This window comes from Mesorhizobium sp. M7A.F.Ca.MR.245.00.0.0 (genome assembly GCF_003997415.1).
Lineage (GTDB): Bacteria > Pseudomonadota > Alphaproteobacteria > Rhizobiales > Rhizobiaceae > Mesorhizobium.
In genome coordinates, this window is sequence record NZ_RZTE01000066.1 from 1 (window position 1) to 22685 (window position 22685).

At 63.8% G+C, this 22685-nt stretch carries 22 protein-coding genes; 9 read left to right on the plus strand and 13 right to left on the minus strand.

Annotation, left to right across the window (positions count from 1 at the left end; translation table 11 throughout):
* Nucleotides 1–106: 106 nt before the first annotated feature.
* Entirely contained in the window at nt 107–718 is a 612-nt protein-coding gene (locus tag EOB80_RS32950) for a TIGR00730 family Rossman fold protein (RefSeq protein ID WP_127332138.1), read from the minus strand.
* A 126-nt stretch (nt 719–844) separates the two neighbouring features.
* Here EOB80_RS32950 and EOB80_RS32955 point away from each other — a divergent pair, with 126 nt between their 5' ends.
* From EOB80_RS32955 to EOB80_RS32980, 6 genes are all read left to right on the plus strand, one after another.
* Nucleotides 845–2317 carry a LysM peptidoglycan-binding domain-containing protein gene (locus tag EOB80_RS32955; protein WP_127332140.1) on the plus strand — a complete coding sequence of 491 codons (1473 nt, stop codon included), beginning with the start codon at nt 845–847 and terminating at the stop codon, nt 2315–2317.
* Between the two features lie 228 nt (nt 2318–2545).
* Nucleotides 2546–2878: a metalloregulator ArsR/SmtB family transcription factor gene (locus EOB80_RS32960; RefSeq protein WP_127323175.1), complete on the plus strand. Its 333-nt coding sequence runs from the start codon at nt 2546–2548 to the stop codon at nt 2876–2878.
* Nucleotides 2879–2900: 22 nt separating this feature from the next.
* On the plus strand, nt 2901–4781 hold the full coding sequence (locus tag EOB80_RS32965) for an ABC transporter ATP-binding protein/permease (RefSeq protein ID WP_127332142.1): 1881 nt from the start codon (nt 2901–2903) through the stop codon (nt 4779–4781).
* A gap of 108 nt (nt 4782–4889) precedes the next feature.
* Nucleotides 4890–5237 carry an antibiotic biosynthesis monooxygenase gene (locus EOB80_RS32970; protein ID WP_127268238.1) on the plus strand — a complete coding sequence of 116 codons (348 nt, stop codon included), beginning with the start codon at nt 4890–4892 and terminating at the stop codon, nt 5235–5237.
* A gap of 284 nt (nt 5238–5521) precedes the next feature.
* A complete protein-coding gene (locus tag EOB80_RS32975) occupies nt 5522–6220 on the plus strand; it encodes a phosphatidylserine decarboxylase (RefSeq protein WP_127268237.1) in 699 nt (232 codons plus the stop codon).
* Nucleotides 6221–6295: 75 nt separating this feature from the next.
* Entirely contained in the window at nt 6296–7042 is a 747-nt protein-coding gene (locus tag EOB80_RS32980; RefSeq protein WP_236383118.1) for a phosphatidylcholine/phosphatidylserine synthase, read from the plus strand.
* Nucleotides 7043–7069: 27 nt separating this feature from the next.
* Here the strand turns inward: EOB80_RS32980 and EOB80_RS32985 are convergent, their stop codons facing one another.
* Nucleotides 7070–9292: an AMP-binding protein gene (locus EOB80_RS32985; RefSeq protein WP_127332144.1), complete on the minus strand. Its 2223-nt coding sequence runs from the start codon at nt 9290–9292 to the stop codon at nt 7070–7072.
* A 123-nt stretch (nt 9293–9415) separates the two neighbouring features.
* Nucleotides 9416–9823 carry a 4-oxalocrotonate tautomerase family protein gene (locus EOB80_RS32990; protein WP_127323288.1) on the minus strand — a complete coding sequence of 136 codons (408 nt, stop codon included), beginning with the start codon at nt 9821–9823 and terminating at the stop codon, nt 9416–9418.
* Between the two features lie 113 nt (nt 9824–9936).
* On the opposite strand from EOB80_RS32990, the gene EOB80_RS32995 reads away from it, so the two are divergent.
* Nucleotides 9937–10791, plus strand: coding sequence for a LysR substrate-binding domain-containing protein (locus tag EOB80_RS32995; protein ID WP_127332146.1), 855 nt, complete (start codon nt 9937–9939; stop codon nt 10789–10791).
* Between the two features lie 133 nt (nt 10792–10924).
* On the opposite strand, the gene EOB80_RS33000 is transcribed toward EOB80_RS32995, so the two are convergent.
* The 3 genes from EOB80_RS33000 to EOB80_RS33010 all read right to left on the minus strand — a co-directional run bounded on the left by EOB80_RS33000 (nt 10925) and on the right by EOB80_RS33010 (nt 14492).
* Nucleotides 10925–11851, minus strand: a complete 927-nt coding sequence (locus EOB80_RS33000; protein WP_127272333.1) for a DMT family transporter — start codon at nt 11849–11851, stop codon at nt 10925–10927.
* A gap of 60 nt (nt 11852–11911) precedes the next feature.
* Nucleotides 11912–12799, minus strand: a complete 888-nt coding sequence (locus EOB80_RS33005) for a DMT family transporter (RefSeq protein WP_127332148.1) — start codon at nt 12797–12799, stop codon at nt 11912–11914.
* 175 nt (nt 12800–12974) lie between these two features.
* Complete coding sequence (locus EOB80_RS33010; protein WP_127332150.1) at nt 12975–14492, minus strand: alpha/beta hydrolase; 1518 nt, start codon at nt 14490–14492, stop codon at nt 12975–12977.
* A gap of 105 nt (nt 14493–14597) precedes the next feature.
* On the opposite strand from EOB80_RS33010, the gene EOB80_RS33015 reads away from it, so the two are divergent.
* The gene (locus EOB80_RS33015; protein WP_127321132.1) at nt 14598–15347 is read left to right on the plus strand and encodes a helix-turn-helix transcriptional regulator; all 750 of its coding nucleotides are present in this window, start codon (nt 14598–14600) and stop codon (nt 15345–15347) included.
* Between the two features lie 21 nt (nt 15348–15368).
* Here EOB80_RS33015 and EOB80_RS33020 read toward each other — a convergent pair whose 3' ends face one another.
* Both EOB80_RS33020 and aguA read right to left on the minus strand, forming a co-directional pair.
* On the minus strand, nt 15369–16463 hold the full coding sequence (locus tag EOB80_RS33020) for a polyamine ABC transporter substrate-binding protein (protein ID WP_127332152.1): 1095 nt from the start codon (nt 16461–16463) through the stop codon (nt 15369–15371).
* A gap of 45 nt (nt 16464–16508) precedes the next feature.
* Nucleotides 16509–17615, minus strand: a complete 1107-nt coding sequence (aguA, locus tag EOB80_RS33025; RefSeq protein ID WP_127332154.1) for an agmatine deiminase — start codon at nt 17613–17615, stop codon at nt 16509–16511.
* Between the two features lie 203 nt (nt 17616–17818).
* Between aguA and EOB80_RS33030 the strand changes: the two genes are divergently transcribed.
* On the plus strand, nt 17819–18325 hold the full coding sequence (locus EOB80_RS33030) for an OsmC family protein (RefSeq protein WP_127332156.1): 507 nt from the start codon (nt 17819–17821) through the stop codon (nt 18323–18325).
* Between the two features lie 3 nt (nt 18326–18328).
* Here the strand turns inward: EOB80_RS33030 and EOB80_RS33035 are convergent, their stop codons facing one another.
* The 5 genes from EOB80_RS33035 to EOB80_RS33055 form a co-directional block, all read right to left on the minus strand.
* Entirely contained in the window at nt 18329–18550 is a 222-nt protein-coding gene (locus EOB80_RS33035) for a hypothetical protein (RefSeq protein WP_013532531.1), read from the minus strand.
* A gap of 165 nt (nt 18551–18715) precedes the next feature.
* Nucleotides 18716–19345: a hypothetical protein gene (locus EOB80_RS33040; protein WP_127332158.1), complete on the minus strand. Its 630-nt coding sequence runs from the start codon at nt 19343–19345 to the stop codon at nt 18716–18718.
* Between the two features lie 136 nt (nt 19346–19481).
* Nucleotides 19482–20222 carry an SDR family NAD(P)-dependent oxidoreductase gene (locus EOB80_RS33045; protein ID WP_013532529.1) on the minus strand — a complete coding sequence of 247 codons (741 nt, stop codon included), beginning with the start codon at nt 20220–20222 and terminating at the stop codon, nt 19482–19484.
* A gap of 44 nt (nt 20223–20266) precedes the next feature.
* Nucleotides 20267–21736, minus strand: a complete 1470-nt coding sequence (purF, locus tag EOB80_RS33050; protein WP_013532528.1) for an amidophosphoribosyltransferase — start codon at nt 21734–21736, stop codon at nt 20267–20269.
* 104 nt (nt 21737–21840) lie between these two features.
* Nucleotides 21841–22500 carry a CvpA family protein gene (locus tag EOB80_RS33055; RefSeq protein WP_127332160.1) on the minus strand — a complete coding sequence of 220 codons (660 nt, stop codon included), beginning with the start codon at nt 22498–22500 and terminating at the stop codon, nt 21841–21843.
* Nucleotides 22501–22685 lie beyond the last annotated feature (185 nt).

The following is a 22685-nucleotide window of genomic DNA, read 5'->3' on the forward strand; positions in this document are numbered from 1 at the left end:
AGGGCAGTAGGGCAGTAGGGCAGTAGGGCAGTAGGGCAGTAGGGCAGTAGGGCAGGACACTCCAGGCAATTCACATACTGCCTTACTGCCCTATTCCCTTACTCCCCTACATTTTATCGATCACCGACTGCACGCCCTCGGTCGGAGCATCGACGGAGGACCCTGCCACCATGATGGCGGCGACGATCGCTTCGGGGTCGTCGACAACCAGCGGCTTGACCCGCTGTGCGGTGTGGATGAAGCCTTCGGCGGCCATGTGATCGAGCAACGCCAGCATCGGATCCCAAAATCCTTTGACATTGGCGAAGACGATCGGCTTGCGATGATGGCCAAGCTGCCCCCAGGTCATGATCTCGACGATCTCCTCGACCGTGCCGATCCCGCCCGGCAGCGCCACAAAGGCGTCGGATTTCTCGAACATCCTGTGCTTGCGCTCGTGCATGTTGTCGGTGATCAAGAGTTCATCGAGCCGGTCAAGCGCGGTTTCGCTCGCTTCCTTGTTGATCAGGAAGCGCGGAATGATGCCCGTTACCTTGCCGCCGGCCTTGAGCGCGCCTTCGGCGACAGCGCCCATGATGCCTTTGGTGCCGCCGCCATAGACCAGCCGCAGTCCCGCTTTGGCAATCGAGCGTCCGAGCAGGTGTCCGGCCTTGATATAGGTTTCATCGCGGCCCGGAGACGAGCCGCAATAGACGCAGACGGATCGAATCGTGTTCATGCCGATGATTGGTGATTGGGTCTGAAAGCCGGGTCAAGCCCCAAGAGTTAACAAGTCCGGGCTTTTTCTTGTCGGTATTGATAAAACAGGCTAGACCGGCGTTAGGTGGCTAAGGGGTAGGGAAGTATGGCAAGCAATCCACTGAAGGCGTTCCTGTTCGCGGCGGGTGGGACCGTTGCGGCCGCGGGAACCGCCTATGTATCGGGCGCACTTGACCCGTATCTCAATCCCATGCCGCCGGCGCAAGTGGCGGCGCAGACGCCGCCCGCAGCGCCAAAATCGGCCGATCCCGGCACCGAAGCGCGGCTGCCCGCCGCGGAGGTCCCTGCGGCTCCCGCCGCGGTGCCCCAGGCAACGGCACCGGCCGCACCGGCCGCGGACGCGGCGGCGCCGGCTGCGGCCGGTCCGGTCGCACCGTCCTTCGATGTCGTGCGCGTCGAAAGCAATGGCTCGATTGTCGTCGCCGGCAATGCGGCGCCCAACGCCAAGGTCGAGATCCTCAACGGCTCGACGGTGCTTGGCTCGACGGTCGCTGGTCCCGATGGCGCCTTCGTTATCATTCTCGACGATCCGCTGAAGCACGGTGATTATACGATCGCGCTGCGCGCGACCACGGGCGATGTCGTAACGCCCTCGGTGCAGACCGCCGTGGTTTCGGTTCCCAAGGATGCGGCCGGCCAGGTGCTGGCCATGGTCGAGGAGCCGGGCAAGCCGGCCGAATTGCTGACCGTTCCCGCGCCCGCGGCAAAGCCGGCTGCTCAGGCCGCCGCGCCGGCTGTTCCCGCAGCCGAAGCGCCCGCAACTGCTCCGGCACCAGCCGCCCCAGCACCTGCCGTGGTGGAAGCAGCACCGGCTCCTGCAGCGCCGGCGACGCCGCCCGCTGCAGGCGTGACCGAGCCCAAGATCGTCGTCGAGGCGGTCGAGATCGACGGCAGCAAGATCTTTGTCGCCGGTCTCGCCGATGCCGGCCGCAAGGTGCGCGCCTATGCCAACGACATCCTGCTCGGTGATGCGCAAACGTCGACGGACGGTCATTTCCTGGTCGAGGCGACCCGCGACATTCCGGTCGGCAGCTACACAATCCGTGTCGACGGCCTCGATACCGACGGTGTGACAGTTGTGGCCCGCGCAGCCGTGCCGTTCGAGCGCGAGCCGGGCGAAGCGGTCGCCGCCGTGGCACCCTCTGCGCCGAAGCCCGTTCAGCCCAAGCCGGCCGCACCGGCCGCCGCCGAGGCGCCGGCCGCGGCCGAAACGGCTCCGGCCACGACGCCTGCTCCCGCCACCGACGCTCCGGCCGTTGTGGCGGAGGCGACGCCGCCGAGCGATGTGCCCGAGACCGTGGCGCCCAAACTTGAACATGCCGACGGCGCCGTCATCATCCGCCGCAACGACACGCTGTGGCGGATTTCACGGCGCGTCTATGGCCATGGCGTGCGCTTCTCGACCATTTACCTCGCCAACCAGGACCAGATCAGCGATCCCGACCGCATCTGGCCGGGGCAGGTGTTCAAGGTCCCGGAAAAGTCGAAGGAAGGCGAAGCCGCCGACCTCAAGGCGATGGGCGAGCAGGCAACGACAGCGCCGGCCAAGACGCAGTAGGGTTGGCGATTGGCCAATCTCCCTCCTTGAGGGGAGGTGGCAGGCCAGAGGGGTCGTCGCGCGTGAAGCGCCGACCTTCTCTTTTCTCCAAACGACGTCGCGTCAGGACGCACCGACCCCCTCTGTCACCTTTGGTGACATCTCCCCCTCAAGGGGGGGGAGATTAGGTCGCTCTACCCATCGGGGTAGCTTGCCGCAGACCTGCTCATCGTCTATCGCCGATGGACGATGACTGAATCCCTTATGGAAACAAACGCACCTGGCTGCACCCCGGACAGCCGAGCCGTTGCCACCCGGCTGGCAGCACTTTCGCACCCGGCTCGGATCGAAATCCTGAAATACTTGTCCGCAAGCAACTCCTGCTACTGCCGCGAAGTCGTCGATCGGTTCGATCTGGCGCAGTCCACCGTGTCACAACATCTGAAAATACTGGTCGAAGCCGGGCTGGTTCGCTTCGAGCCCGATCGCCAGCGTTCGCGCTATGCGATCGACCGTGCCGCGCTCGCCGATGTTTCTGCATCGGTGGCCGCCCTCGTCAATTCCTGCTGCTCCGGCCGCTGAAAATAAGAAGAAGGCGCCAAAAATGGCCGAAAAAACCGTCTCCGACTCCTCGACCTTCAAGACGCTGCTCAATTTGTGGCCCTATATGTGGCCGGCGGATCGCGCCGATCTGAGAGCCCGGGTCACCTGGGCGACGCTGTTGCTCGTCGTCGCCAAGCTGACGCTGGTCGCCGGTCCCTATTTCTTCAAATGGGCAACGGACGCGCTGGCCGGCGACTCCAAATCGGTGCCACCGCTGCCGACATTTCTGCTGGCGCCGGTCATGCTGGTCGTCGCCTACAATGTCGTGCGCCTGGTGCAGCTTGGCTTCAATCAGCTGCGCGACGCGCTGTTTGCACGCGTCGGCCAATACGCGGTGCGCCAGCTCGCCTTCCGCACCTTCGTTCACATGCACCAACTATCGCTGCGCTTCCACTTGGAGCGTCGCACCGGCGGCCTGTCGCGCATCATCGAGCGCGGCACCAAGGGCATCGAGACGATCGTGCGCTTCATCATGCTCAACACGGCGCCGACCATCCTCGAATTCGCGCTGACCACAGGCATCTTCGCCTACACCTATGGCTGGAAATATGTGGTCGTCGTCGCGGTCACCGTCTGGGTCTATGTCTGGTTCACGGTGCGCGCCAGCGACTGGCGCATCTCGATCCGCCGCGACATGAACGACAGCGACACCGACGCCAACACCAAGGCGATCGACTCGCTGCTCAATTACGAGACGGTCAAATATTTCAACAACGAAAGCATGGAAGCCGAGCGCTTCGACCGCTCCATGGCACGCTACGAGGTCGCCGCGACGCGCATCTGGACCTCGCTCGGCTGGCTGAATTTCGGCCAGGGCATCATCTTCGGCCTCGGCACCGTCATCGTCATGTGCATGTCGGCGCTTGAAGTGCAGGCCGGCACGCAGACGGTCGGTGACTTCGTCTTCATCAACGCCATGCTGATGCAGCTGTCGGTGCCGCTCAATTTCATCGGCTTCATCTACCGCGAAATCCGCCAGGGGCTGACCGACATCGAGCAGATGTTCGACCTTCTGGATGTGCCGCAGGAGATCGTCGACAAGCCGGATGCCAGGCCGCTCGCCGTGAGCGCCGGCAAGGTCGAGTTCCGCGACGTGCATTTTTCCTATGACCCGAACCGCAAGATCCTGAAGGGCATCAGCTTCGCGGTGCCGGCCGGCAAGACCGTCGCCATTGTCGGGCCTTCGGGTGCCGGCAAGTCGACCATCTCGCGGCTTTTGTTCCGCTTCTACGACGTGCAGGGCGGCCAGGTGCTGATCGATGGCCAGGATATCAGGGAAGTGACGCAGGAGAGCCTGCGCGGCGCGATCGGCATGGTGCCGCAGGACACCGTGCTGTTCAACGACACCATCGCCTACAACATCCGCTACGGCCGCATCGGAGCCAGCGAGGAGGACATGCAGAAAGCCGCTGAACTAGCCCAGATCGGTCCGTTCATCGAGCGATTGCCTGACGGCTACAAGTCGATGGTCGGCGAACGCGGGCTGAAGCTTTCGGGCGGCGAAAAGCAGCGCGTGGCGATCGCCCGCACCATCCTGAAGGCGCCGCCGATCCTGATGCTCGACGAAGCGACCTCGGCGCTCGACAGCCACACCGAGCAGGAGATCCAGGCCGCGCTCGATCTGGTCAGCCGTGGCCGCACCACCATCGTCATCGCCCACCGCCTGTCGACGGTGATCACGGCCGATGAGATCATCGTGCTGCAGGACGGCCAGATCGCCGAGCGCGGCACCCATGCCGAGTTGATGCGCAAGCATGGCCTCTACGCCTCGATGTGGGACCGCCAGCGCGAGGCGACCGAGGCCGAGGAGCGCCTACGCATCGCCCGCGAGGGCGACGAGCTTGGCGTTGTCGTTCGTCGGCGAACGTCGGAGGTGAATTGAAAGTTCGGCGCATGACCTGATTTTTGCGCTTGACCTCAACATAAGTTGAGATTGTAGGCCGTTCCTGGAGCCCAAAAAACACCATGATCCAGGAACGGAGAAATCGGAATGAGCAAGACAAATCAGAGCGTTGACGGCCGCAGCGTGTTCAGGGTGGACAAATTCGTTGTGCCTGCCGCCGCCCGCGAGGAGATACTCGCCAAGGTCAGGACAACGCATGAATTGCTGCGCCTGCAACAGGGCTTCGTCCAGGACTTCCTGCTCGAGCAATTCTCCGGGCCGGGCGAATTCAACCTCGTCACCATCGTCGAATGGGAAAGCCAGGCAGCCATCGACAACGTCGTGCCGATCGTCAAGGCCGCGCACGAGCGCATCGCTTTCAACCCGCACGAGACGATCGCCCGGCTCGGCGTGCGCGCCGACATCGCCAACTATCAGAGAGTACCTGGGCTGTAGAAAAGCCGTTACGGCCAACCGATGCCAGGTGCCGGCGCTTCGACTTTGAGCACCTGGCCGGTACGGGCTTCAGAACGTCTTGGGATTTGGGATCATGGACGGGCAACCTTTTCCCGCGCCTTGAACCGTCGGTGTCCCGAATTCTGCCGACAACGACACTGACCGGGCAAGCGGATCGCGACCCCTGCCGGCGCACCCAATACGGCATTCCCTATTGTTGCGTTGCGGCGAGGGGGGCTTTCGGCTATTGAGGCCCCACCTGAAACGGAGCCCGTTTACACCCGATGAGCCTTGTCGATACGGTCAAGAACGCGTTCGTACCGATCCATCGCGAAGGCTATCCCTTCATCGCGGCCTTTGGCGCGGCGACGCTTTTCCTCGGCTATTTCTCCTCGATCCTGTTCTGGATCGGTCTGATCCTGACGGCCTGGTGCGTTTATTTCTTCCGCGATCCCGAGCGCGTCACGCCGGTCGATGACCGCCTGGTGGTCAGCCCCGCCGACGGCATCATCTCGGCGGTAGGACCCGCCGTGCCGCCGCGCGAACTCGGCCTCGGCAATGCAGAGATGACCCGCATTTCGGTGTTCATGAACGTCTTCTCCTGCCACGTGAACCGCGCCCCGGTGCGCGGCCGTATTGCGAAAATCGAGCACCGGCCGGGCAAATTCCTCAATGCCGAACTCGACAAGGCCAGCACCGAGAACGAGCGCAACGGCCTGGTCATCGAGAGCCCCAACGGTACGGTCGCGGCCGTCCAGATCGCCGGCCTGGTGGCGCGCCGCATCGTCTGCTGGGCCGAGGCCGGCGGCTCAATCGGCACTGGCGAGCGTTTCGGCCTGATCCGCTTCGGCTCGCGTGTCGATGTGTTCCTGCCCCTGACCGCCACGCCGCGCGTTGCCGTCGGCCAGACGGCGGTTGGCGGCGAAACCGTGCTGGCCGAATTCGGCGGTGTTGCCGGCACGCCTCTTGTTCGGGTTTCCTGACCGGTGGGCACGCAATACAAAAAGTTCGAGGCCCATGCCAGCGGCGGTCCGCGCATCCGCGAAATCCCGATGCGCATGGTGCTGCCCAATCTGGTCACCGTGCTCGCCATCTGCGCCGGCCTGTCCGGCATCCGCTTCGGCTTCGAAGGCCGCTTCGAGCCGGCGGTGGTGATGGTGCTGCTTGCCGCCTTCCTCGACGGCATCGACGGCCGCCTGGCGCGGATGTTGAAGGCGACCTCCAAATTCGGCGCTCAGATGGATTCGCTGGCCGACATCGTCAATTTCGGCGTGGCGCCGGCTCTGGTGCTCTATGCCTTCCTGCTCGACCGCGCCGGCTCGCCGGGCTGGATCGCGGCACTGCTGTTCGCCATCGCCTGCGGGTTGCGGCTCGCCCGTTTCAACGTCCTCGATGACGAGAAGGGCGATCGCCCCATATGGCAGTCCGAATATTTCGTCGGCGTGCCGGCGCCGGCGGGCGCCGTGCTGGTGATGCTGCCGCTCTATCTCTATTTCCTGCGCACAGGGCTGGAGCCCAGTCGCCCCGCCGCCTTCGTCGCCACCGGCTTCACCATCCTGGTCGCCTTCCTGCTGGTCAGCCGGCTGCCGGTCTATTCCGGCAAGAGCCTAAGGATCCCGGGCGACAGGGTGTTGCCGATCATCCTCGGTGTCGTACTCTACGTGCTCCTGCTGATGACCTATCCCTGGTACACGCTGACCGCCTCGGTCGCCGGCTACCTGATCTTCCTGCCATTCAGCGTGCGCGCCTATTCGAAGCGCGCCAAGCGCGAGGGCGAGAAAGTGCCGCCCTCCGATATAGGTTAGAAAATTCGCAGAAGTGCTTGATCTGACTCAGGCCGCGACGCCGAGCCCCAGCCTGTCGATCGCCAATTTCCTCGTCGACACATAGTCGGTCTTGCCGGAACCCAGCACCGGGATTTCCTCCACCTTGACGATGTCGTTCGGCACCATCAGTTCGGCGGCGCCCGCCTGTTTGCCGAATTTGCGCAGCTCGTCGGGATTCGCATCGTCGGCGGTGGTGACCAGCACGATGCGCTCGCCGCGTCTCTTATCCGGCACCGCCACAGCCGCGTGGCGCTCCTCCGGCCACAGCGACTGCACCAGCATCTCGACCGCCCCTAGCGACACCATCTCGCCGGCGATCTTGGCGAAGCGCTTGGCGCGGCCGCGAATGGTGATGAAGCCCTCGCGGTCGACGGCGACGATGTCGCCGGTATCGTGCCAGCCGGTCAGCGGCTGCAACTCACCGGGGCGGTCCGACGTCATGTAGCCCATCATCAGGTTCGGCCCGTCGAGCCACAATTGGCCGGCGTCGGAGATGCCCTCGACCGGCTCCAGCTTCATGCGCATGGCAGGCAGCAGCCGGCCGACCGTGCCGTCGCGGCCATGGATTGCCGTGTTGACGGCAACCACCGGTGCCGCCTCGGTCAGCCCGAAACCTTCGATGATCTCGGCCTGGAAGCGCTCGCGATAGACGCGGCGGGTTTCCGGCTTCACCGCCTCGGCGCCGGCGACGACGAAGCGCAGGCTGGAAAAATCGCCGTCCTTGGCGGTGCGCGCATAGTTGGCGAGGAACGTGTCGGTGCCGAACATAATGGTCGGCTTCACCTTGCGCGCCACCTCGGGGATGATCTTGTAGTGCAGCGGCGAGGGGTAGAGGAACAGCTTTACCCCGGTGACCAGCGGCAGGATGGTGCCGCCCGTCAGGCCGAAGGAGTGGAACACCGGCAGCACGTTGAGCAGGATGTCGGCCGGCGAGATGGTGATCCGCGCCTCGGCCTGCATGGCGTTAGCGTACAGGTTCTTGTGCGACAGCACGACCGCCTTCGGCGTGCCTTCCGAGCCCGAGGTAAACAGAATCACGGCCGGCTTGGCCGCATCCTGCCGCTGCAGCGGCCAGCGCCACAGCAGAGCGGCGGCAAGCTTGTCCAGCGCGGTAACGCTCTCCCGCACATCCTCCAGCCACAGCAGCCTGGCACCACCCTTTTCGACCGCCGCGACGATATCGGCCAGATCGGCCTTCTCGACGAAGGCGCGGGAGGAAATCACGGTCCTTATCACCGCCGTGCGCACGGCAGCGGTGACGCTCGCCGGTCCGGCTGTATAGTTGATCATCGCCGCCACCCGGCCGGACGACAGAAGGCCGGTGAGCGACAGCACGACGCCGTTGGCATTGGGCAGCATCACGCCGACCGCCTCGCCCGGAGCCGTCACCGCCTCAAAGCGCCTGCCCAGGACGCGGGCGCCGATGAACAGCTTGCGGTAGCTCAGCGCCCCGGAGATCACGTCCTCGATGATGATATGCGAAGCGCCGACGCGGTCGGCGGCATCGCGCATGGCCAGGAACAGGCCACGATCGAGGTTGGTGCCGAAGAGCCGCGCCTCGGCGACACGGTCGAACAGCGCGTTGGTGTTCGAGGCCTGATCGGGGTTGCGCGCCACCAGTTCGGCGATGGTCATAGGTTCCAGCACGCTGATCGACAGCTGCGGAAACCAGTGTCGTGGCGCCTTGTCCGCGGGTGTCAGCGACACCGGCAGGCCGCGCGCGCCGCCGACGAAGATCGGCACGATCTTGGCATCGGCCTGCATGGCGATGCGGGTGACTGCACGAAACAGCCGAAACGTCTTGACATCAGGCTCGACCGCATCCGGCAGATAGACAGCGAGCCGGCCCTTGCCCTTCAGCACCCGCACCAACCGGCGGCTGACGAAGACATGTTCGGCGTTGAAGGCGATGGTACGGCCAAGCTCTCGCCAAGGTTCGAGCCACGGCGAGCGCGCCGAGACCTCATCGAGAATATGCAGCGTGTCTTCCGGCAGCAGCGACAGCATCAGCGCCGGCTCGAAGCGCGATTGATGCGAGATGACGTAGATGACTGGAGCCTGTGCCTTGCGGGCGATCCTGATGCGGCTATCCCCGATCCGGTAGGCGAGCTTGAACGGCACATAGAGCAGCGCCTGGGTGAAGCGCAGGCCGAGGCGGAATTTTTCCGCCACGCCGATCAGCAGCCAGGCCAGAACAAGACCCGCAAGCAGCGCCAGTGTCAGGATCATGCCGCGTCTCTCCCAACGTTTTTAGCATCTCGGCTCTTTGCGGCCGTGTCGGCCAGAACCTAGACGATGTGGGAGCAAGGTCAATGCGGAGCTTTTGCTTCCCTTGGTGCGGGAAGCTGCTTGTCATGCCGCCTGCAGCCGTCCACTGATGAAACGAAATTCCTGCGTCTTGCCGCCATAGCCGTAAGCGGCTGCCGGCACTTCATGTACGAAGGCGTAGCTCTCCTCGTGCACGCCGCCCAGCAGACGGCCGAAGGCCGCGAAAATCGCCTTCAGATAGGCCTCCAGCTCAAGCTTGGTGTTGGTGCCGTCGACCACCTTGATATCAAGCCAGAACGTGCTGGTGCCGTGCTCGGCCAGCGACTTGCCGCCGGCGAACCAGTGCTGCGGATCGACATAGGACACGGCAACTGCCGTGATCGTCGGGTCCTTGCGCAGCTGCGTCGCGGTGATTTCAGTGATCTCCTTTGCGATGCTGGCTGAAAGAGCTGCGTCGGGCTTGCCGGTGACGCTGATGTTGATGATGGGCATTTTTCTTCTCCTTGGCTTGAGCGGCGTCCGATTGCCGTTGAAACAGCCATGCCACCATCTTTAGATCAAAAAAATCAAATTGTTTTTAATTGAAGATTCGATAACATCGAAGTATGGAAACGCTCGATCACGATCTGCTCCGAACCTTCCTCGCTTTCGTCGACAGCGGCTCACTGGCCCAGGCGGCTGCAAGCATCGGCCGTTCGCCCTCGGCGGTGACCACCCAGATGCAGCGGCTGGAGGAAATCCTCGGCGAGCCGCTGCTGGCGCCGCAAGGGCGAGGGCGCGGCTTGACCCCTGCAGGCGAAGACCTCGTCGGCCATGCCAGGCGCATTCTTGCCGCCCATCGCGAGGCCTGGCTGGCGCTCAAGGGGGCGCGCGCTGCCGGACGCGTCGCCATCGGCACGACACAGGATTTCGCCGACAGCGGCTTGCCGGACCTGCTGCGTGCCTTCGCCGGCAGCCATCCACGCGTCAGGATCGAATTGCGGGTCGGCCGCTCCGCCGAACTGGCGCAGGCGCTGCAGTCTGGCGGCCTCGATCTGGCGATCGTCATGCGCCAGGCAGCGGCGTTGGACGAGGTCGGCGTGCTGCGCGAGCCGATGATATGGCTGTGTTCGCAAAAAGGGCTGGCTTCGCGGCAGGAGGAATTGCCGCTGGCGCTGCTCGATCCGTATTGCGGTTTTCGCGAGGCAGCACTTGCCGCACTCGATGCTGCCGGCCGGCGCTACCGCATCGCTGCCGGCAGCGCCAGTCTGGCCGGCCTGCGCACGGCGGTGAACGCCGGTGTCGCGCTGACGCTGCGAACGGCTCGCTTTGCCCATTCCGGCATTGTCGAGGCGCCGCGCGAGCTTGGCCTGCCGCAGGTTCCAATGGCTGAGTTCGCCATCCGGTTGCGCGCTGGCTCCGATGGTCCGGCGGGCGATCTGGCGGCTCTGCTCGGCGGCAACCTTGCCTTGTCGGGCTGAATGCCCAAAGAAAAAGCCGACCTTACGGTCGGCTTGGAGTAGGACGGGCCGAGGGGTTTGGGGGGACTTGGGGATGGCCCGTCGCACCCATAATGCCTGACCCGGATGATGGTTCCGTGACTGTGTCACTTTTTTAAGAAATATTTGACGCCACGCGTTGCGGGCCGGCCATGCGTTGCGAGCGGGCCCTCAGCCAATCCCGCCCCGCATGGGCGAACACCGCGCACAACACGATGACGCCGCCGATCATGCTGGCGGCTGGTGCAATCTCGCCCAGGAACAGGAAGGCAAACAGGATCGCGAACGGCACTTCGGCCGAGCCGAGCAGTCCGGATTCGGCCGGCGGGATGAGCCGCGCGCCCTCCGTCCACAGGATCGAGGACAACGCAAAGGACGCGCCGAACGTGGCGAGCAGAACGGCATCCCTTTGCGAAACCGCCAGCGGATCGGTGACGAACCAGCCGAGCAGGAACAGCAGGAACGCCGAAACCGCGCCGGCCCACACCACCGGCGTGTCGCGGAACGCGCGCACCATGATCATGTAGAGGCCGCTGCCGATGGTCATCAGCAGTGCCAGTCCGTCGCCGAACAGATTGCCGGTGCCGAAGCCGGACCAGACCATGATCGCCACGCCGCACAGCGACACGGCGGCGGCGACCATCGTCTGCAACCGGAAGGGTTCGCGCGTCAGAACCCAAGCCAGCAGCGCGGTGACGAAAGGTGCTGTGGCATAGATGACCGCGACATTGGCGACGAAGGTGAACTTGAACGCCGAGATGAAGGCGATGCTGGCCAGAGCTCCCTCTACCGCCAGCAGCCAGCCACGCCAGCCAAGCCGCAGCGTTTCGCGGTTACCGGAACGGTGACGCCGCCACAGCACATAGAAGCTGATCAGGATGGCGCCGACAAAGCCGCGCCAGCAGATGATGGTCAACGGGTCGGCATGGATCGACTTTGTCAGAACACCGGTCAGGCCGAAAACGGCAGCTGAGGACGACACCAGGATGATGCCGAGTGTGCGCTCTGCGGCGGTGTCGGTGGCGGCTGCAATGTCAGTCATGCAACCAGCCTACGCCGCTTGGTCCTGACATCGTAGTGTCAGCAATGATGGTGATCCACATCATAGGCGTTTGCGAAAATGCTCGGTGCCGACGATCAACAGGCCGGCGGCGACGATCAGCGCAGCGCCCAGGAACACCTCGCGGCGCGGCACGTCGCCCCAGATCGCAAAGCCGAGTGCGAATGCCCACAACAGCGAGGTGTATTCCAGCGGCGCAAGGACCGAAGCCGGTGTGCGCTTCATGCCTTCGAACAGAAGATATTGTGCCAGGCCGCCGAGTGCGCCGACGCTGGCAAGGAGCAGCAACTGAGCCCCGTCCGGTGTCCGCCACAACAACAATGCCGGCACCGCCGAAAACAGCAGGAAATAGAAATTGTTGAGCAGGAGCTGGATGATCGAGCGCTCGGCAAGGGCGGTCTTGCGCAAGAGCACGATGGCGATGCCCCACAAGAAGGCCGCCGCCAGCACCAGCAGCACCGGCACGGACAGGCCGAGATGGGTCGGATCGCAAGCGATGAACACGCCGGCAAAGCCGATCAGCACCGCCAGCCAGCGCAGCATCGGCACCTTTTCGCCGAGCAGGAACACTGAAAGCACTGTGACGATGATCGGGGCCGCATAATAGACGGTGGTCAGCTCGGCGAGCTGCAGGCTGCGCGCGGCGTTGTAGTAACAGAGCCACGCAGCAAGCGTGAAGGCACTGCGCACCAGCATCGGCCGCACGATCGGCGAGCGCATCGTGTCGGCAAACAACTGTCGTCCGCCGATCGCCGCGCACGCGCCCAGAATGGCAATGCTGCGGAAGAACATGATCTGCCAGACGCTCATGCCGACGACCAACAGCTTGATCGAAGCATCCTGTGTCGAAAACAGCAAATAGGCCGCACCGGTCAGCAGGATGCCTGCAAGCACCCGCTCGCGTGTTTCGAGAATGGCGATATCGGCCATAAGGCGCGTGGGACCAAATTGCCGGAGCGGCAGAATGCTGTGAGGAGCGACACGAGGAGCTGTGAATTCAGTTCCCTCGGCACCAAGCTATAAGGGCGAAAATCGCTGCGGCGCTACGCCAGCCCGCTGGTTATGTTGGGGCAGGGGGCCATGCCGAGCTGCACTGTCGCAATGCCTACTGCGTCGCCTGGTAAAGCTCCGAAGCGGCTTCTTTCAGCGCGCGTCGGCCGTCGGACCTGAAATACATCATGTGCCCGCCCTCGACGACATCGAGGCGGATAGGCTTGGCATCGGCGAGCGATGGGATTTGGTTCACCAGGTAGCGCGAGGCGAGGTAAGGCGTGACCAGGTCGGTGTAGCCGTTGACGATCACGACACCAAGCGAAGGGTTCAGTGAGCGTGCGCGCTGCAGATCGTCCATCACTCCGGCATAGCCTTGCCGCGAGGCGCTGGTCCCGTAATCCCATTTGTGGCTGATTTCGCCATTGAGCAGCCGATAGCTGACATCGGTGCGGAAATTCAATTCGTCACGGATGTAGCCGACGAAAGCCGACGTCAGCGCCGGCACGCTGCGGTCGAGCACCGGATCCGGGCCGGCGATGCGGGCGCTCTCAGGCGCGATATCGGCTGTGCCGATCGTGGCGTCATAGGGGCTGAGCACCTTGCCGCTGGCACGGGCGAACTCCCTTGCGAACAGGCTGGTGGGGATGCGAGCGGAGTTCCGTTGCACCAAATCGAGTGGCAGGCCGGTGATCTCAGCGACGCGCTGGCTCGCCAGCCGCCTGCCTTGCTCCAGTCCGCTGGTGATTGCCGTAAGGTAATCGCCCATCGCATAATGTTCGACTTCGGCCAGCTTCTCCCGCAATGCATCGCCGCTGACGCCTTCGGTGCGTAGCCGCACCGCCGCCAGTGACGGCAGTTCGAGCGCCCAATGCAGCGGCTCGAATTCGTCGGGCTGCACCAGCGTGAACTCCAGTGCCGGCGAGATCAGCACGATGCCGTTCGGACTGATGCCAATATCTTCCTGCAATGTCCTGGCGAGCAGCGCCGCGCGGAACCCGCCATAGCTTTCGCCGGCGAGGAACAGCGGCGTCCCGGTGCGGCCGTTCTGCGCGAGATAGAGCCGGATGAAGGCGCCAATCGAGCTGGCATCCTGGTTGACGCCCCAGAAATCGCGCGTGTCCTGCCCCGGTGCCTCGCGGCTGTAGCCGGTCCCCACCGGATCGACGAAGACGAGATCCGTCCTGTCGAGCCAGCTGTCCGGATTGTCGATCAGTCTTTGCGGTGAGGGCAGGAGTTCGCCATCGGCTCTCGTCGCGATTATCCGTGGACCGAGTGCGCCGAGATGCAGATAGGCGGACGCTGCTCCAGGGCCGCCATTGAACACGAAGGTGATCGGCCGCTGCGGGTCTTTGGCCACGCTCGCCGGCGGCTCCAGCGTGTAGGCGACATAGAAGATCTCCGCCGTGACGTCGCCGTTGCCCGACAGCAGCGACAGGGTCGCTGCCTTTGCCTGGTAATCCAGCTTGCGCCCGGCCAGTGTGATCGAATGGTTGGTGGTCTGCGGCGGCGGCAGCAGGGACAGCACACCGCCCGCAGGTGCCGGCCGCTCCGCCGTTTCAGCCAGGACGGGCTGCGCCAGGACGGCAAGCATCGGCAGGATGAGGAAGATCAGTTTCAGCTTGACCAGCATGATGGCTCCGCGACAACGACTCCCGCATAGGTATGGCCGAGAGGATCGAAGTCAAAGGAAATGGCTGTCTTGAACCTGCAACGGCTTGCGCTAATGTGAGCCGGAATGCAGTCGAACATCTCTCTCGATCGGTTTGGACACTGGAGCGGTGGTGTCGCCGCCGCGGCCATGGCTGCAACGCCCGAAGAATTGTCCGCTCGCTTCACAGCGGCGGCGAGCGGACTGCTTGGCTCCGACCGCGCCTATGTCGGCTTCTACCGTCGAGACATCACATCCCTGACCATCGACGATGCCGGCCCCGATCGCTGGAACCGCGACTACGATGCACGACTGTATCGCCAGGATCCCTTCTTCCAGAGGTTCGCCAGCACAAGACAGGATTTCCTGTTGCCGCTGTCGGCACTCCGCAATGGCGACTTCCAGCGTACCCCCTACTATCGCGAATTCTTCGGCCCTTCCGACAGTTTCGACGAGATCACCGGCGTGTTCAATCTCGACGGGCTGACCGCTGGCTATGTCACCTTCCTGCGGCGAAACGGGGCACCGGCCTTTGGCGATCAGGATCTGGAGATGGCTTGCGCGGCAAGCAGCGCGACGAGGCTCATTCTGCAAAGATTGCTTCATCTGTGCCGCTCCCGGGACAAGGGCGCCGCAATCGGTGACGGACGCTCGCGGCTGAGCAGGCGCGAGGCCGAGGTTGCGCGGCATCTGGTCGAGGGTGGCAACGCCAAGACGATTTCGCGAAGCCTCGCCGTCTCGCCCGGCACCGTCCGCAACCACATCAAGCAGATCTACCGCAAGCTCGGCGTGCACTCCCAGGTCGAGCTGCTGGCGGCCTTCCGCGAAGCCGCTTGAGCCTGACGGCTTCCGCCGACTCTATTGCCCCGTCACGATGCGCGTCCACATGCGGTTTTGTGATCGCAGCAGCTTTGGGTCGTTGTTGTCGACCACGAACAGCTTGGCCTTCACGGCATCAGGCGGAAAGACGCCGGGATCGCTGGCTATGGCCTTGTCCATCAGCGGCAGGGATTCCGGTATCGCATTGGCATAGGAGACATAGCTGGAATTGGCCGCGGCGATATCGGGCCGCAGATTGAAGTTGATCCAGGCCTGGGCGTTGTCGGGATGCGGCGCATCTTTCGGCACCACCATCGTATCGAAGTTGATGAGCGTGCCTTCTCTGGGGATGGAGTAGGCGATCTCCAGCTTCTTCACGGATTCCGCCGCACGGGTCCTTGCCTGAAGTATGTCGCCCGACCAGCCCAACACCACGCAGATGTCGCCGTTGGCGAGGTCGTTGATGTATTTCGACGAATGGAAATAGCGGATGTAGGGCCGCACCTTGCCCATCAGGTCCTCGACCTTGGCGAGGTCGTCGGGACTGGTCGATTTGGGGTCGATGTGAAGATAGTTCATCGCCATCGGGATGACTTCAGCCGGCGCATCGATCATGGCCACGCCGCAATCGGAGAGCTTCTTGACCACGTCCACGTCGAAGACCATGGCGAAGGAATCCGTCGGCGCGTCCGGCAGCCGCTGCTTCACCGCGGCGACGTTGTAGCCAATGCCGTCGGTGACGGCCATATAGGGCACGGCATGCAGGTTCTGCGGATCGGCGCCCGCGATCAGCGCCAAGGCCTGCGGATCGATCTTCGAATGGTTGGCAAGCTTCGATTTGTCGAGTTCCAGGAACGCCCCCGCCTTCACCTGGTTCTTCAGGAACGGATAGGCTGAGGGGTAGACCACGTCATATCCCGAGCCGCCGGTGAGCAGCTTGGTTTCAAGTACCTCGTTGCCGTCATAGACATCGTAGCGAATCTTGATGCCCGTTTCCTTCTCGAATTTCTCGGCGGTGTCCGGCGCGATGTAGTCGGACCAGTTGTAGACGTTGACGATCTTTTCCTCGTCAGCCGAAGCCGCATTTGCGCAGACGCCGCAGGCAAGCAGGGTTGAGAAGATCAGAGCGCGCATAAATGTCCTCCGTTTTCGCTGTCTGTTTTCGGCGTGCCCCGTCCCTCAACGGCGTTGCGGGGCATAGACCGGCAAGGTGATGCAGGCGACATTGCCGCCACCCAGCAGGATCTCGCGTGAGTTCTCGATGCCGACTATCTTGTGGTCGGGAAACAGCTCGGCCAGCGTCTGCTTGGCCTTCACATCGAGATCGCAGCCGAACTGCGGTACCACCACGACGCTGTTGCCCGGATAGTAGTTGATGTAGCTCGCCGCGATCCGGTTTCCGGCCGGTCGCGCCCAGGTCGAATCCAGCCGGTCCACGCTCTCGCTTTCTTCCGGCGTCATCTCGATCGGCAGGGGATGTGGCAGCCGGTGGATCTCCAGTGCGCGGCCACGCGCATCACGGGCCGAACGCAGCACCTCTTCGGCTTCTCGCACAATCTCGTATTGCGGGTCCTCCCGATTGTCGGTCCAGCTCAGCACGACCACGCCGGGACGCACGAAGCAGCAGACGTCATCGACATGGCCGTCGGTTTCGTCGAAGGCAAGGCCACGCGGCAGCCAGATGACGGTGTCGACACCGAGATAGTCGCCAAGCTGGCGCTCCACCTCGGCCTTGCCGAGATGGGCGTTGCGATTTCGGTTGAGCAGGCATTGCTCGGTGGTGATGAGGGTGCCCTGGCCGTCGCATTGCAACCCGCCGCCCTCGGCGATCAGCGGTGCGCGGTAGCGATCCATGTTCTCGATTTCGAGCACTTTTTGCGCTGCCAGATCATCGAGGTCCCATGGCGCGTAGAGGCCGCCGTCAAAACCGCCATAGGCGTTGAAGATCCAATCGACGCCACGCACGCCGCCTTGATCGTTGACGACGAAATTGGGACCGCTGTCGCGCAGCCAGGAATCGTTGGTGGACATCTCCACGACACGCACATGGCCGGGCAATCGCGCTCGGGCATTCTGCCACTGGCGAGCGGAGGCCGCCACCGTCACTGGCTCGCTTTGCGCGATCGCCGTGGCGACATCCACGAACAGCTTTTGCGCGGGCTTGGCGCCGAGGCGCCAGGTGTCCGGCCGCTCCGGCCAGATCAGCCAGCAGCCTGACTTTGGTTCGAATTCGCCGGGCGCGCGAAACCCATCCTGTTTCGGCCTTGTCGAGAGAGTACGGGGCATCTTGGGACCGCTGGGAAATGGAGTGATGACTTGCCCGGATCAGACGTTTTTGGGACCTTGTCCGTCAATGTCCCATTTGGGATATCGGTGTTGACCGCTGTCTCCTGTTGCGGAACGGCATTGCCTTGCCACGGTGATCGGCGCAAATCTCGACCGGACGGCGTATGCCGGTGACGCAAGCAGTCGACGAAAGGGAAAAGCGGATGGATGCGACCGAACTGAAGGCCATGCAGGCGCCGCTGAAGCAGGCCTATCGTGACGATGCTTCGCAGGCCCTGATCACGCTTCGCGCCAAGGGCTCCATCGACGACCAGTCGGTTGCCTGCAAGGTGGAGACGGGCAGGGCGCTCGCCATCGCCGGCCTGCATCCGGCAACAGGCGGCTCAGGTCTTGAGCTCTGCTCGGGCGACATGCTGCTGGAGGCGTTGGTCGCCTGCGCCGGGGTGACGCTCAAGGCGGTGGCGACGGCGCTCGAGTTCAAGCTCGGCGCCGCCACGGTGGAGGCCGAAGGCGATCTCGATTTTCGCGGCACGCTCGGTGTCGCCAAGGATGCACCGGTCGGCTTTCGCGCCATCCGGCTCAATTTCAACCTCGACACCGCTGAGCCGCAGGAGCGGGTAGACTCGCTGCTGAAGCTGACCGAGCGTTATTGCGTGGTGTTCCAGACCATCAACCAGAAGCCGGAGCTGACGGTGAGCGCACGCCGCTGATGCTTACTGCGCCGACGGTTCTTCGGCGTCGCCCTCGTCAGTGAAGGGCGAGGCGCTCGGCACGCATTGCACCGACCAGCCGGCCGGTGTCGGCTGCTTCTGATATTCGGTGATGGCGGCGGTGCACTGTTCGCGTTTGTCGAAGGTGCTGGGCAGCACGACCATGCCGCCTTGCGGGCCGGCGATTACCAGATACCAGACCAACGCTGCTGCGGTCGTAGCCATGGGGATTTCCTTGTTCTGCCAGTTGGGCGCTGTTGTGGGAGTCGCTGTGACCCTACCAACTCCATGGAAATGACGAAAGCCTGACCGCCGCACAGCTTCCCGCCGTCACATCACAGCCGCGTGATGTGACGGGGGTTTCCAGCCCGATTTCGAAGCGCAATCGGCTCAGTTGGTGGCAAAACAATAGAACAAGCCATCGCCCCCGGTGCCCTTGAGCGCCTCCTGGCTGCAGCCGCCGCGCGAGGCGTGCGAGGAATTCCAGGATTTGGCCGCTGCCGAATCGTCGAGACCGGCGCGGTCATGATGGCCCATCATCGCGGCGCCTTCCGCCCCGCTCGTCGTCCAGTCGCCGCAGGTCTGGTCGGCGATCTTGGTGCCGTCGGGCTTGGAGCCGGTCAGCACGTCGTGGCGGTTGGGCGTGTCGCCGCGGCCGTTGACCGCTTCGCCTTTCTCGTTGAGCGCTGTCTGTTTGGTGATGCCGTTGGCATCGCTGTGCAACGAGGCGACATCGTCGGCGATCTTGACGCCCTTGGCGTTAACCCATGGCCCCTTGCCGATGCGGTCGCGGGCGTCGGTGTCGCTGGTCGACAGATAGGCGGCCCAACTCTTGCCGGTGACGCCGGCGGCTTCCGCCAACGACGCGCAATGCGCGTCGGCGCCCTTGAGGCCGCCGAGGTCGGCACCCTTGCCGGAACCGACACTGGTGACGAAGAAGCCCATCTTGGCATCTTGCGAGTAAGCGGCGCCCGCGGCTGCGATCAGGGTGGCGGCGGTGGCGAGAAGCAGTTTACGCATGTCGGTCCTCCGGTTGGTCTTCGACGGGTTACATCAGAAGAAACGTTGCCGGAGGCCTGTTTAATCCCTACGCATGTCGCCTAAAAGTATGCAGTGGTTTTTGGGAAACCGACATGCGGCAAAAAAGGCTCTAGTTTTATTCCGGCTGGCGATAGGCGACGAACCGATTGTGCTTGGCCTGGAAGATCAATCCGGTCTCTTTCAGGTCCGGGCTGGCCAGCGGCACGATGCGTTTGGCGATCTCGGAGGGATGCGGCAACGTCTCGGGATCTTCCCCCGGCACTGCCTGGGCACGCATGGCGGTGCGGGTGGCGCCGGGGTCGGCGGCATTGACCCGGAGCGGCAGGCTCTGCGTCTCATGTGCCCAGGAGCGCATCATCGTCTCCACCGCGGCCTTGGAAGCCGCGTAGGGTGCCCAGAAGGCACGCGCCGAGTGCGCTGCGTTGGAAGACAGGATGATCGCTCGTCCAGCGTCGGAGAGCCGCAGCAGGGGGTCGACGGAGCGGATCAGCCGCCAGGTCGAGGTGACGTTGATGGTCATCACCTTCTCGAAGGTTTTTGCTTCGACATGACCGATCGGCGAGATGACGCCGAGCACGCCGGCATTGGCGACGAGAATGTCGAGCTTGCCCCAGCGTTCGTGGATGGCGCCGCCCAGGCGGTCGATACCGGCCATGTCGGCGAGGTCGAGCGGCACCAGTGTCGCCTGGCCGCCGGCCGCCTTGATCTGGTCGTCGAGCTCTTCCAGTCCTCCGACAGTGCGCGCCACCGCAATGACATGCGCGCCGGCGGCAGCCAATTCCTTGGCAATGAAATAGCCGATACCGCGCGAGGCGCCGGTGACGACCGCAACGCGGCCGGAAAGGTCGAGGGTCATGCGATGGATTCCGGGAATTTGACTAACGCTGATGACGGTCCGGCCTACGTCCCGCTCGTCGCCAGCAGCGACAGCGTGCGCACATTGTCGTGGCCTTCGAAGTCGAGCAGGCGGGTCGGATACTGGCCGGTGAAGCAGGCATCGCAGAATTGCGGCTGGTCGTTGTCGCGGCTGGCCTCGCCGACCGCGCGGTAGAGCCCGTCAATGGTGAGGAAGCCGAGCGAATCGACGCGAATGAACTCGGCCATCTCCTCGATCGACATGCGCGATGCCAGGAGCTTCGATTTCTCCGGCGTGTCGACACCGTAGAAACAGGAGGCGCGTGTCGGCGGTGAGGCGATGCGCATATGCACCTCCTTGGCGCCGGCGTCGCGCACCATCTGCACGATCTTCTGGCTGGTGGTGCCGCGCACGATGCTGTCGTCGACCAGCACCACGCGCTTGCCCTCGATCATGCGGCGGTTGGCATTGTGCTTCAGCTTGACGCCCATGTGGCGGATCGAATCGCCCGGCTGAATGAAGGTGCGGCCGACATAATGATTGCGGATGATGCCGAGCTCGAAGGGAATGCCTGCGGCCTGGCTGAAGCCGATCGCCGCCGGCGTGCCCGAATCCGGCACCGGCACGACGATGTCCGCCTCGACCGGGCTTTCAACCGCCAGCTCGGCGCCGATGCGCTTGCGCACCTCATAGACGTTGCGGCCTTCCACCGAGGAATCCGGCCGCGCGAAATAGACATATTCGAAAATGCAGAAGCGGGTCTTCTGCGGCTCGAAGGGGAACAGGCTCTCGATGCCCTTGGAGGTGACGACGACCATCTCGCCGGGCTTCAGGTCACGAACGAAACGCGCGCCGATGATGTCGAGCGCGCACGTTTCGGAGGCCAGGATCCAGGCGCCGTCGAGATCGCCGAGCACCAGCGGCCGGATGCCGAGCGGATCGCGGCAACCGATCATCTTCTTGGCCGTCATCGCCACCAGCGAAAAGGCACCCTCGACCTGCCGCACCGCATCGATGAAACGCGAGTTGAGGTCGCGCTCCTTGCTGGTGGCGACGAGGTGCAAAAGCGTCTCGGTGTCGGAGGTGGAGGAGAAGATCGCGCCTTGCTTCTGCAGCGCGCGCTGCACGGTCATGGCGTTGGTCAGATTGCCGTTGTGGGCGACGGCGAAGCCGCCATCGGCCAATTCGGCGAAAAAGGGCTGGATGTTGCGCATGCCGGCGCCGCCGGTGGTGGCGTAGCGCGTATGGCCGATGGCGCGGTTGCCTTGCAGGCTGTCGATGACGCGCTGCTTCGTGAAGGTGTCGCCGATCAGGCCGACATGGCGTTCGACATGGAACTGGCTGCCGTCATAGGAAACGATGCCGGCCGCTTCCTGGCCGCGATGCTGCAGCGCATGCAGGCCCAATGTAACGATGGCTGCCGCGTCCTGCCGGCCGAAAATGCCGAACACACCGCATTCGTCGTGGAAATGGTCGTCGGCCTCGGCGGAAAGCACGTCGTCTGCGTCTGCCATCTTAAGCTCCGCTAAAATCGCCATATAATGCGGGTTCGCGCCGAAAGCAACGCGGGCCGTGCGGTCGTTCACACTATCGTCGGATCCTGACGCCGTTTTCGGCGTCAGTTTGCCGGCGCCGCTGGTGCCGGAGCGTTGTTGGCCGGAGGTGTTGCGTCATTGTCGTCAGGCGCTGGTGTGTTGGCATCGTCGCCGCCCGCCGGAGCATCCGCAGCCGGTGCGTCCGGAGCAGCTGGCGTCTCGGCGGCCGGCTGATTCGGATTGAGCTTCTTGAGAATCGCGTTTTCCGGATCCTCGGGCAGCAGGCTTTCGAGTTTGGCGCCGATCTGCTCCAGCAGCGGTCGCGACTTGGCCTCCGTGACCCAGGCCGGTGCCTTGGCACCAGCCAGCCAGTTGAAGAACAGCAGTGCGACGGCGACGACCAGGATGCCGCGCGCGGCGCCGTAGAGGAAACCGAGCGTACGGTCGAGCGCGCCGATCCGCGAATCGATGATCCAGTCGGCCAGCTTCATGGTGATGACCGAGACGACGATCAGCGCGATGATGAAGACGACGCCGGCGGCGGCCGCCATGGCGATCTTTTCATTCTCGATGTAGGGCGCGAGGTAAGGCACAACCGGCTTGTAGAAGAAGAACGCCGCCGCTGCCGCCGCTGCCCAGGAGACGACGGACAGGACTTCACGCGAAAAGCCGCGAACCATGGCGAGCATCGCCGAGACCAGAGTGAAGCCGACGAGAATTCCGTCAAGCAGCGTAATCGGCATGTCTTTCGCCCCACTCCATGAGCCGCATTATAGCGCGGAACATCGGGCTCTGGGTCCGATGCTCTAATCTTCTTCGTCCACGCGGCTTCGGCGTGAGCCGGCTATGCGTGCCACGAGGTCGGCAAGCTCGGTCGGCTGGAAAGAACCCGCCCCGATCCCCCCGGCCAGTTCCCCGCTGCCCGAGG

Bases quoted from the DNA above. Each gene is read 5' to 3' on its own strand.
- EOB80_RS32950 (WP_127332138.1), bottom strand. From the start codon at position 718: ATGAACACGATTCGATCCGTCTGCGTCTATTGCGGCTCGTCTCCGGGC.
- EOB80_RS32955 (WP_127332140.1), top strand. From the start codon at position 845: ATGGCAAGCAATCCACTGAAGGCGTTCCTGTTCGCGGCGGGTGGGACC.
- EOB80_RS32960 (WP_127323175.1), top strand. From the start codon at position 2,546: ATGACTGAATCCCTTATGGAAACAAACGCACCTGGCTGCACCCCGGAC.
- EOB80_RS32965 (WP_127332142.1), top strand. From the start codon at position 2,901: ATGGCCGAAAAAACCGTCTCCGACTCCTCGACCTTCAAGACGCTGCTC.
- EOB80_RS32970 (WP_127268238.1), top strand. From the start codon at position 4,890: ATGAGCAAGACAAATCAGAGCGTTGACGGCCGCAGCGTGTTCAGGGTG.
- EOB80_RS32975 (WP_127268237.1), top strand. From the start codon at position 5,522: ATGAGCCTTGTCGATACGGTCAAGAACGCGTTCGTACCGATCCATCGC.
- EOB80_RS32980 (WP_236383118.1), top strand. From the start codon at position 6,296: ATGGTGCTGCCCAATCTGGTCACCGTGCTCGCCATCTGCGCCGGCCTG.
- EOB80_RS32985 (WP_127332144.1), bottom strand. From the start codon at position 9,292: ATGATCCTGACACTGGCGCTGCTTGCGGGTCTTGTTCTGGCCTGGCTG.
- EOB80_RS32990 (WP_127323288.1), bottom strand. From the start codon at position 9,823: ATGCCCATCATCAACATCAGCGTCACCGGCAAGCCCGACGCAGCTCTT.
- EOB80_RS32995 (WP_127332146.1), top strand. From the start codon at position 9,937: ATGGAAACGCTCGATCACGATCTGCTCCGAACCTTCCTCGCTTTCGTC.
- EOB80_RS33000 (WP_127272333.1), bottom strand. From the start codon at position 11,851: ATGACTGACATTGCAGCCGCCACCGACACCGCCGCAGAGCGCACACTC.
- EOB80_RS33005 (WP_127332148.1), bottom strand. From the start codon at position 12,799: ATGGCCGATATCGCCATTCTCGAAACACGCGAGCGGGTGCTTGCAGGC.
- EOB80_RS33010 (WP_127332150.1), bottom strand. From the start codon at position 14,492: ATGCTGGTCAAGCTGAAACTGATCTTCCTCATCCTGCCGATGCTTGCC.
- EOB80_RS33015 (WP_127321132.1), top strand. From the start codon at position 14,598: ATGCAGTCGAACATCTCTCTCGATCGGTTTGGACACTGGAGCGGTGGT.
- EOB80_RS33020 (WP_127332152.1), bottom strand. From the start codon at position 16,463: ATGCGCGCTCTGATCTTCTCAACCCTGCTTGCCTGCGGCGTCTGCGCA.
- aguA (WP_127332154.1), bottom strand. From the start codon at position 17,615: ATGCCCCGTACTCTCTCGACAAGGCCGAAACAGGATGGGTTTCGCGCG.
- EOB80_RS33030 (WP_127332156.1), top strand. From the start codon at position 17,819: ATGGATGCGACCGAACTGAAGGCCATGCAGGCGCCGCTGAAGCAGGCC.
- EOB80_RS33035 (WP_013532531.1), bottom strand. From the start codon at position 18,550: ATGGCTACGACCGCAGCAGCGTTGGTCTGGTATCTGGTAATCGCCGGC.
- EOB80_RS33040 (WP_127332158.1), bottom strand. From the start codon at position 19,345: ATGCGTAAACTGCTTCTCGCCACCGCCGCCACCCTGATCGCAGCCGCG.
- EOB80_RS33045 (WP_013532529.1), bottom strand. From the start codon at position 20,222: ATGACCCTCGACCTTTCCGGCCGCGTTGCGGTCGTCACCGGCGCCTCG.
- purF (WP_013532528.1), bottom strand. From the start codon at position 21,736: ATGGCAGACGCAGACGACGTGCTTTCCGCCGAGGCCGACGACCATTTC.
- EOB80_RS33055 (WP_127332160.1), bottom strand. From the start codon at position 22,500: ATGCCGATTACGCTGCTTGACGGAATTCTCGTCGGCTTCACTCTGGTC.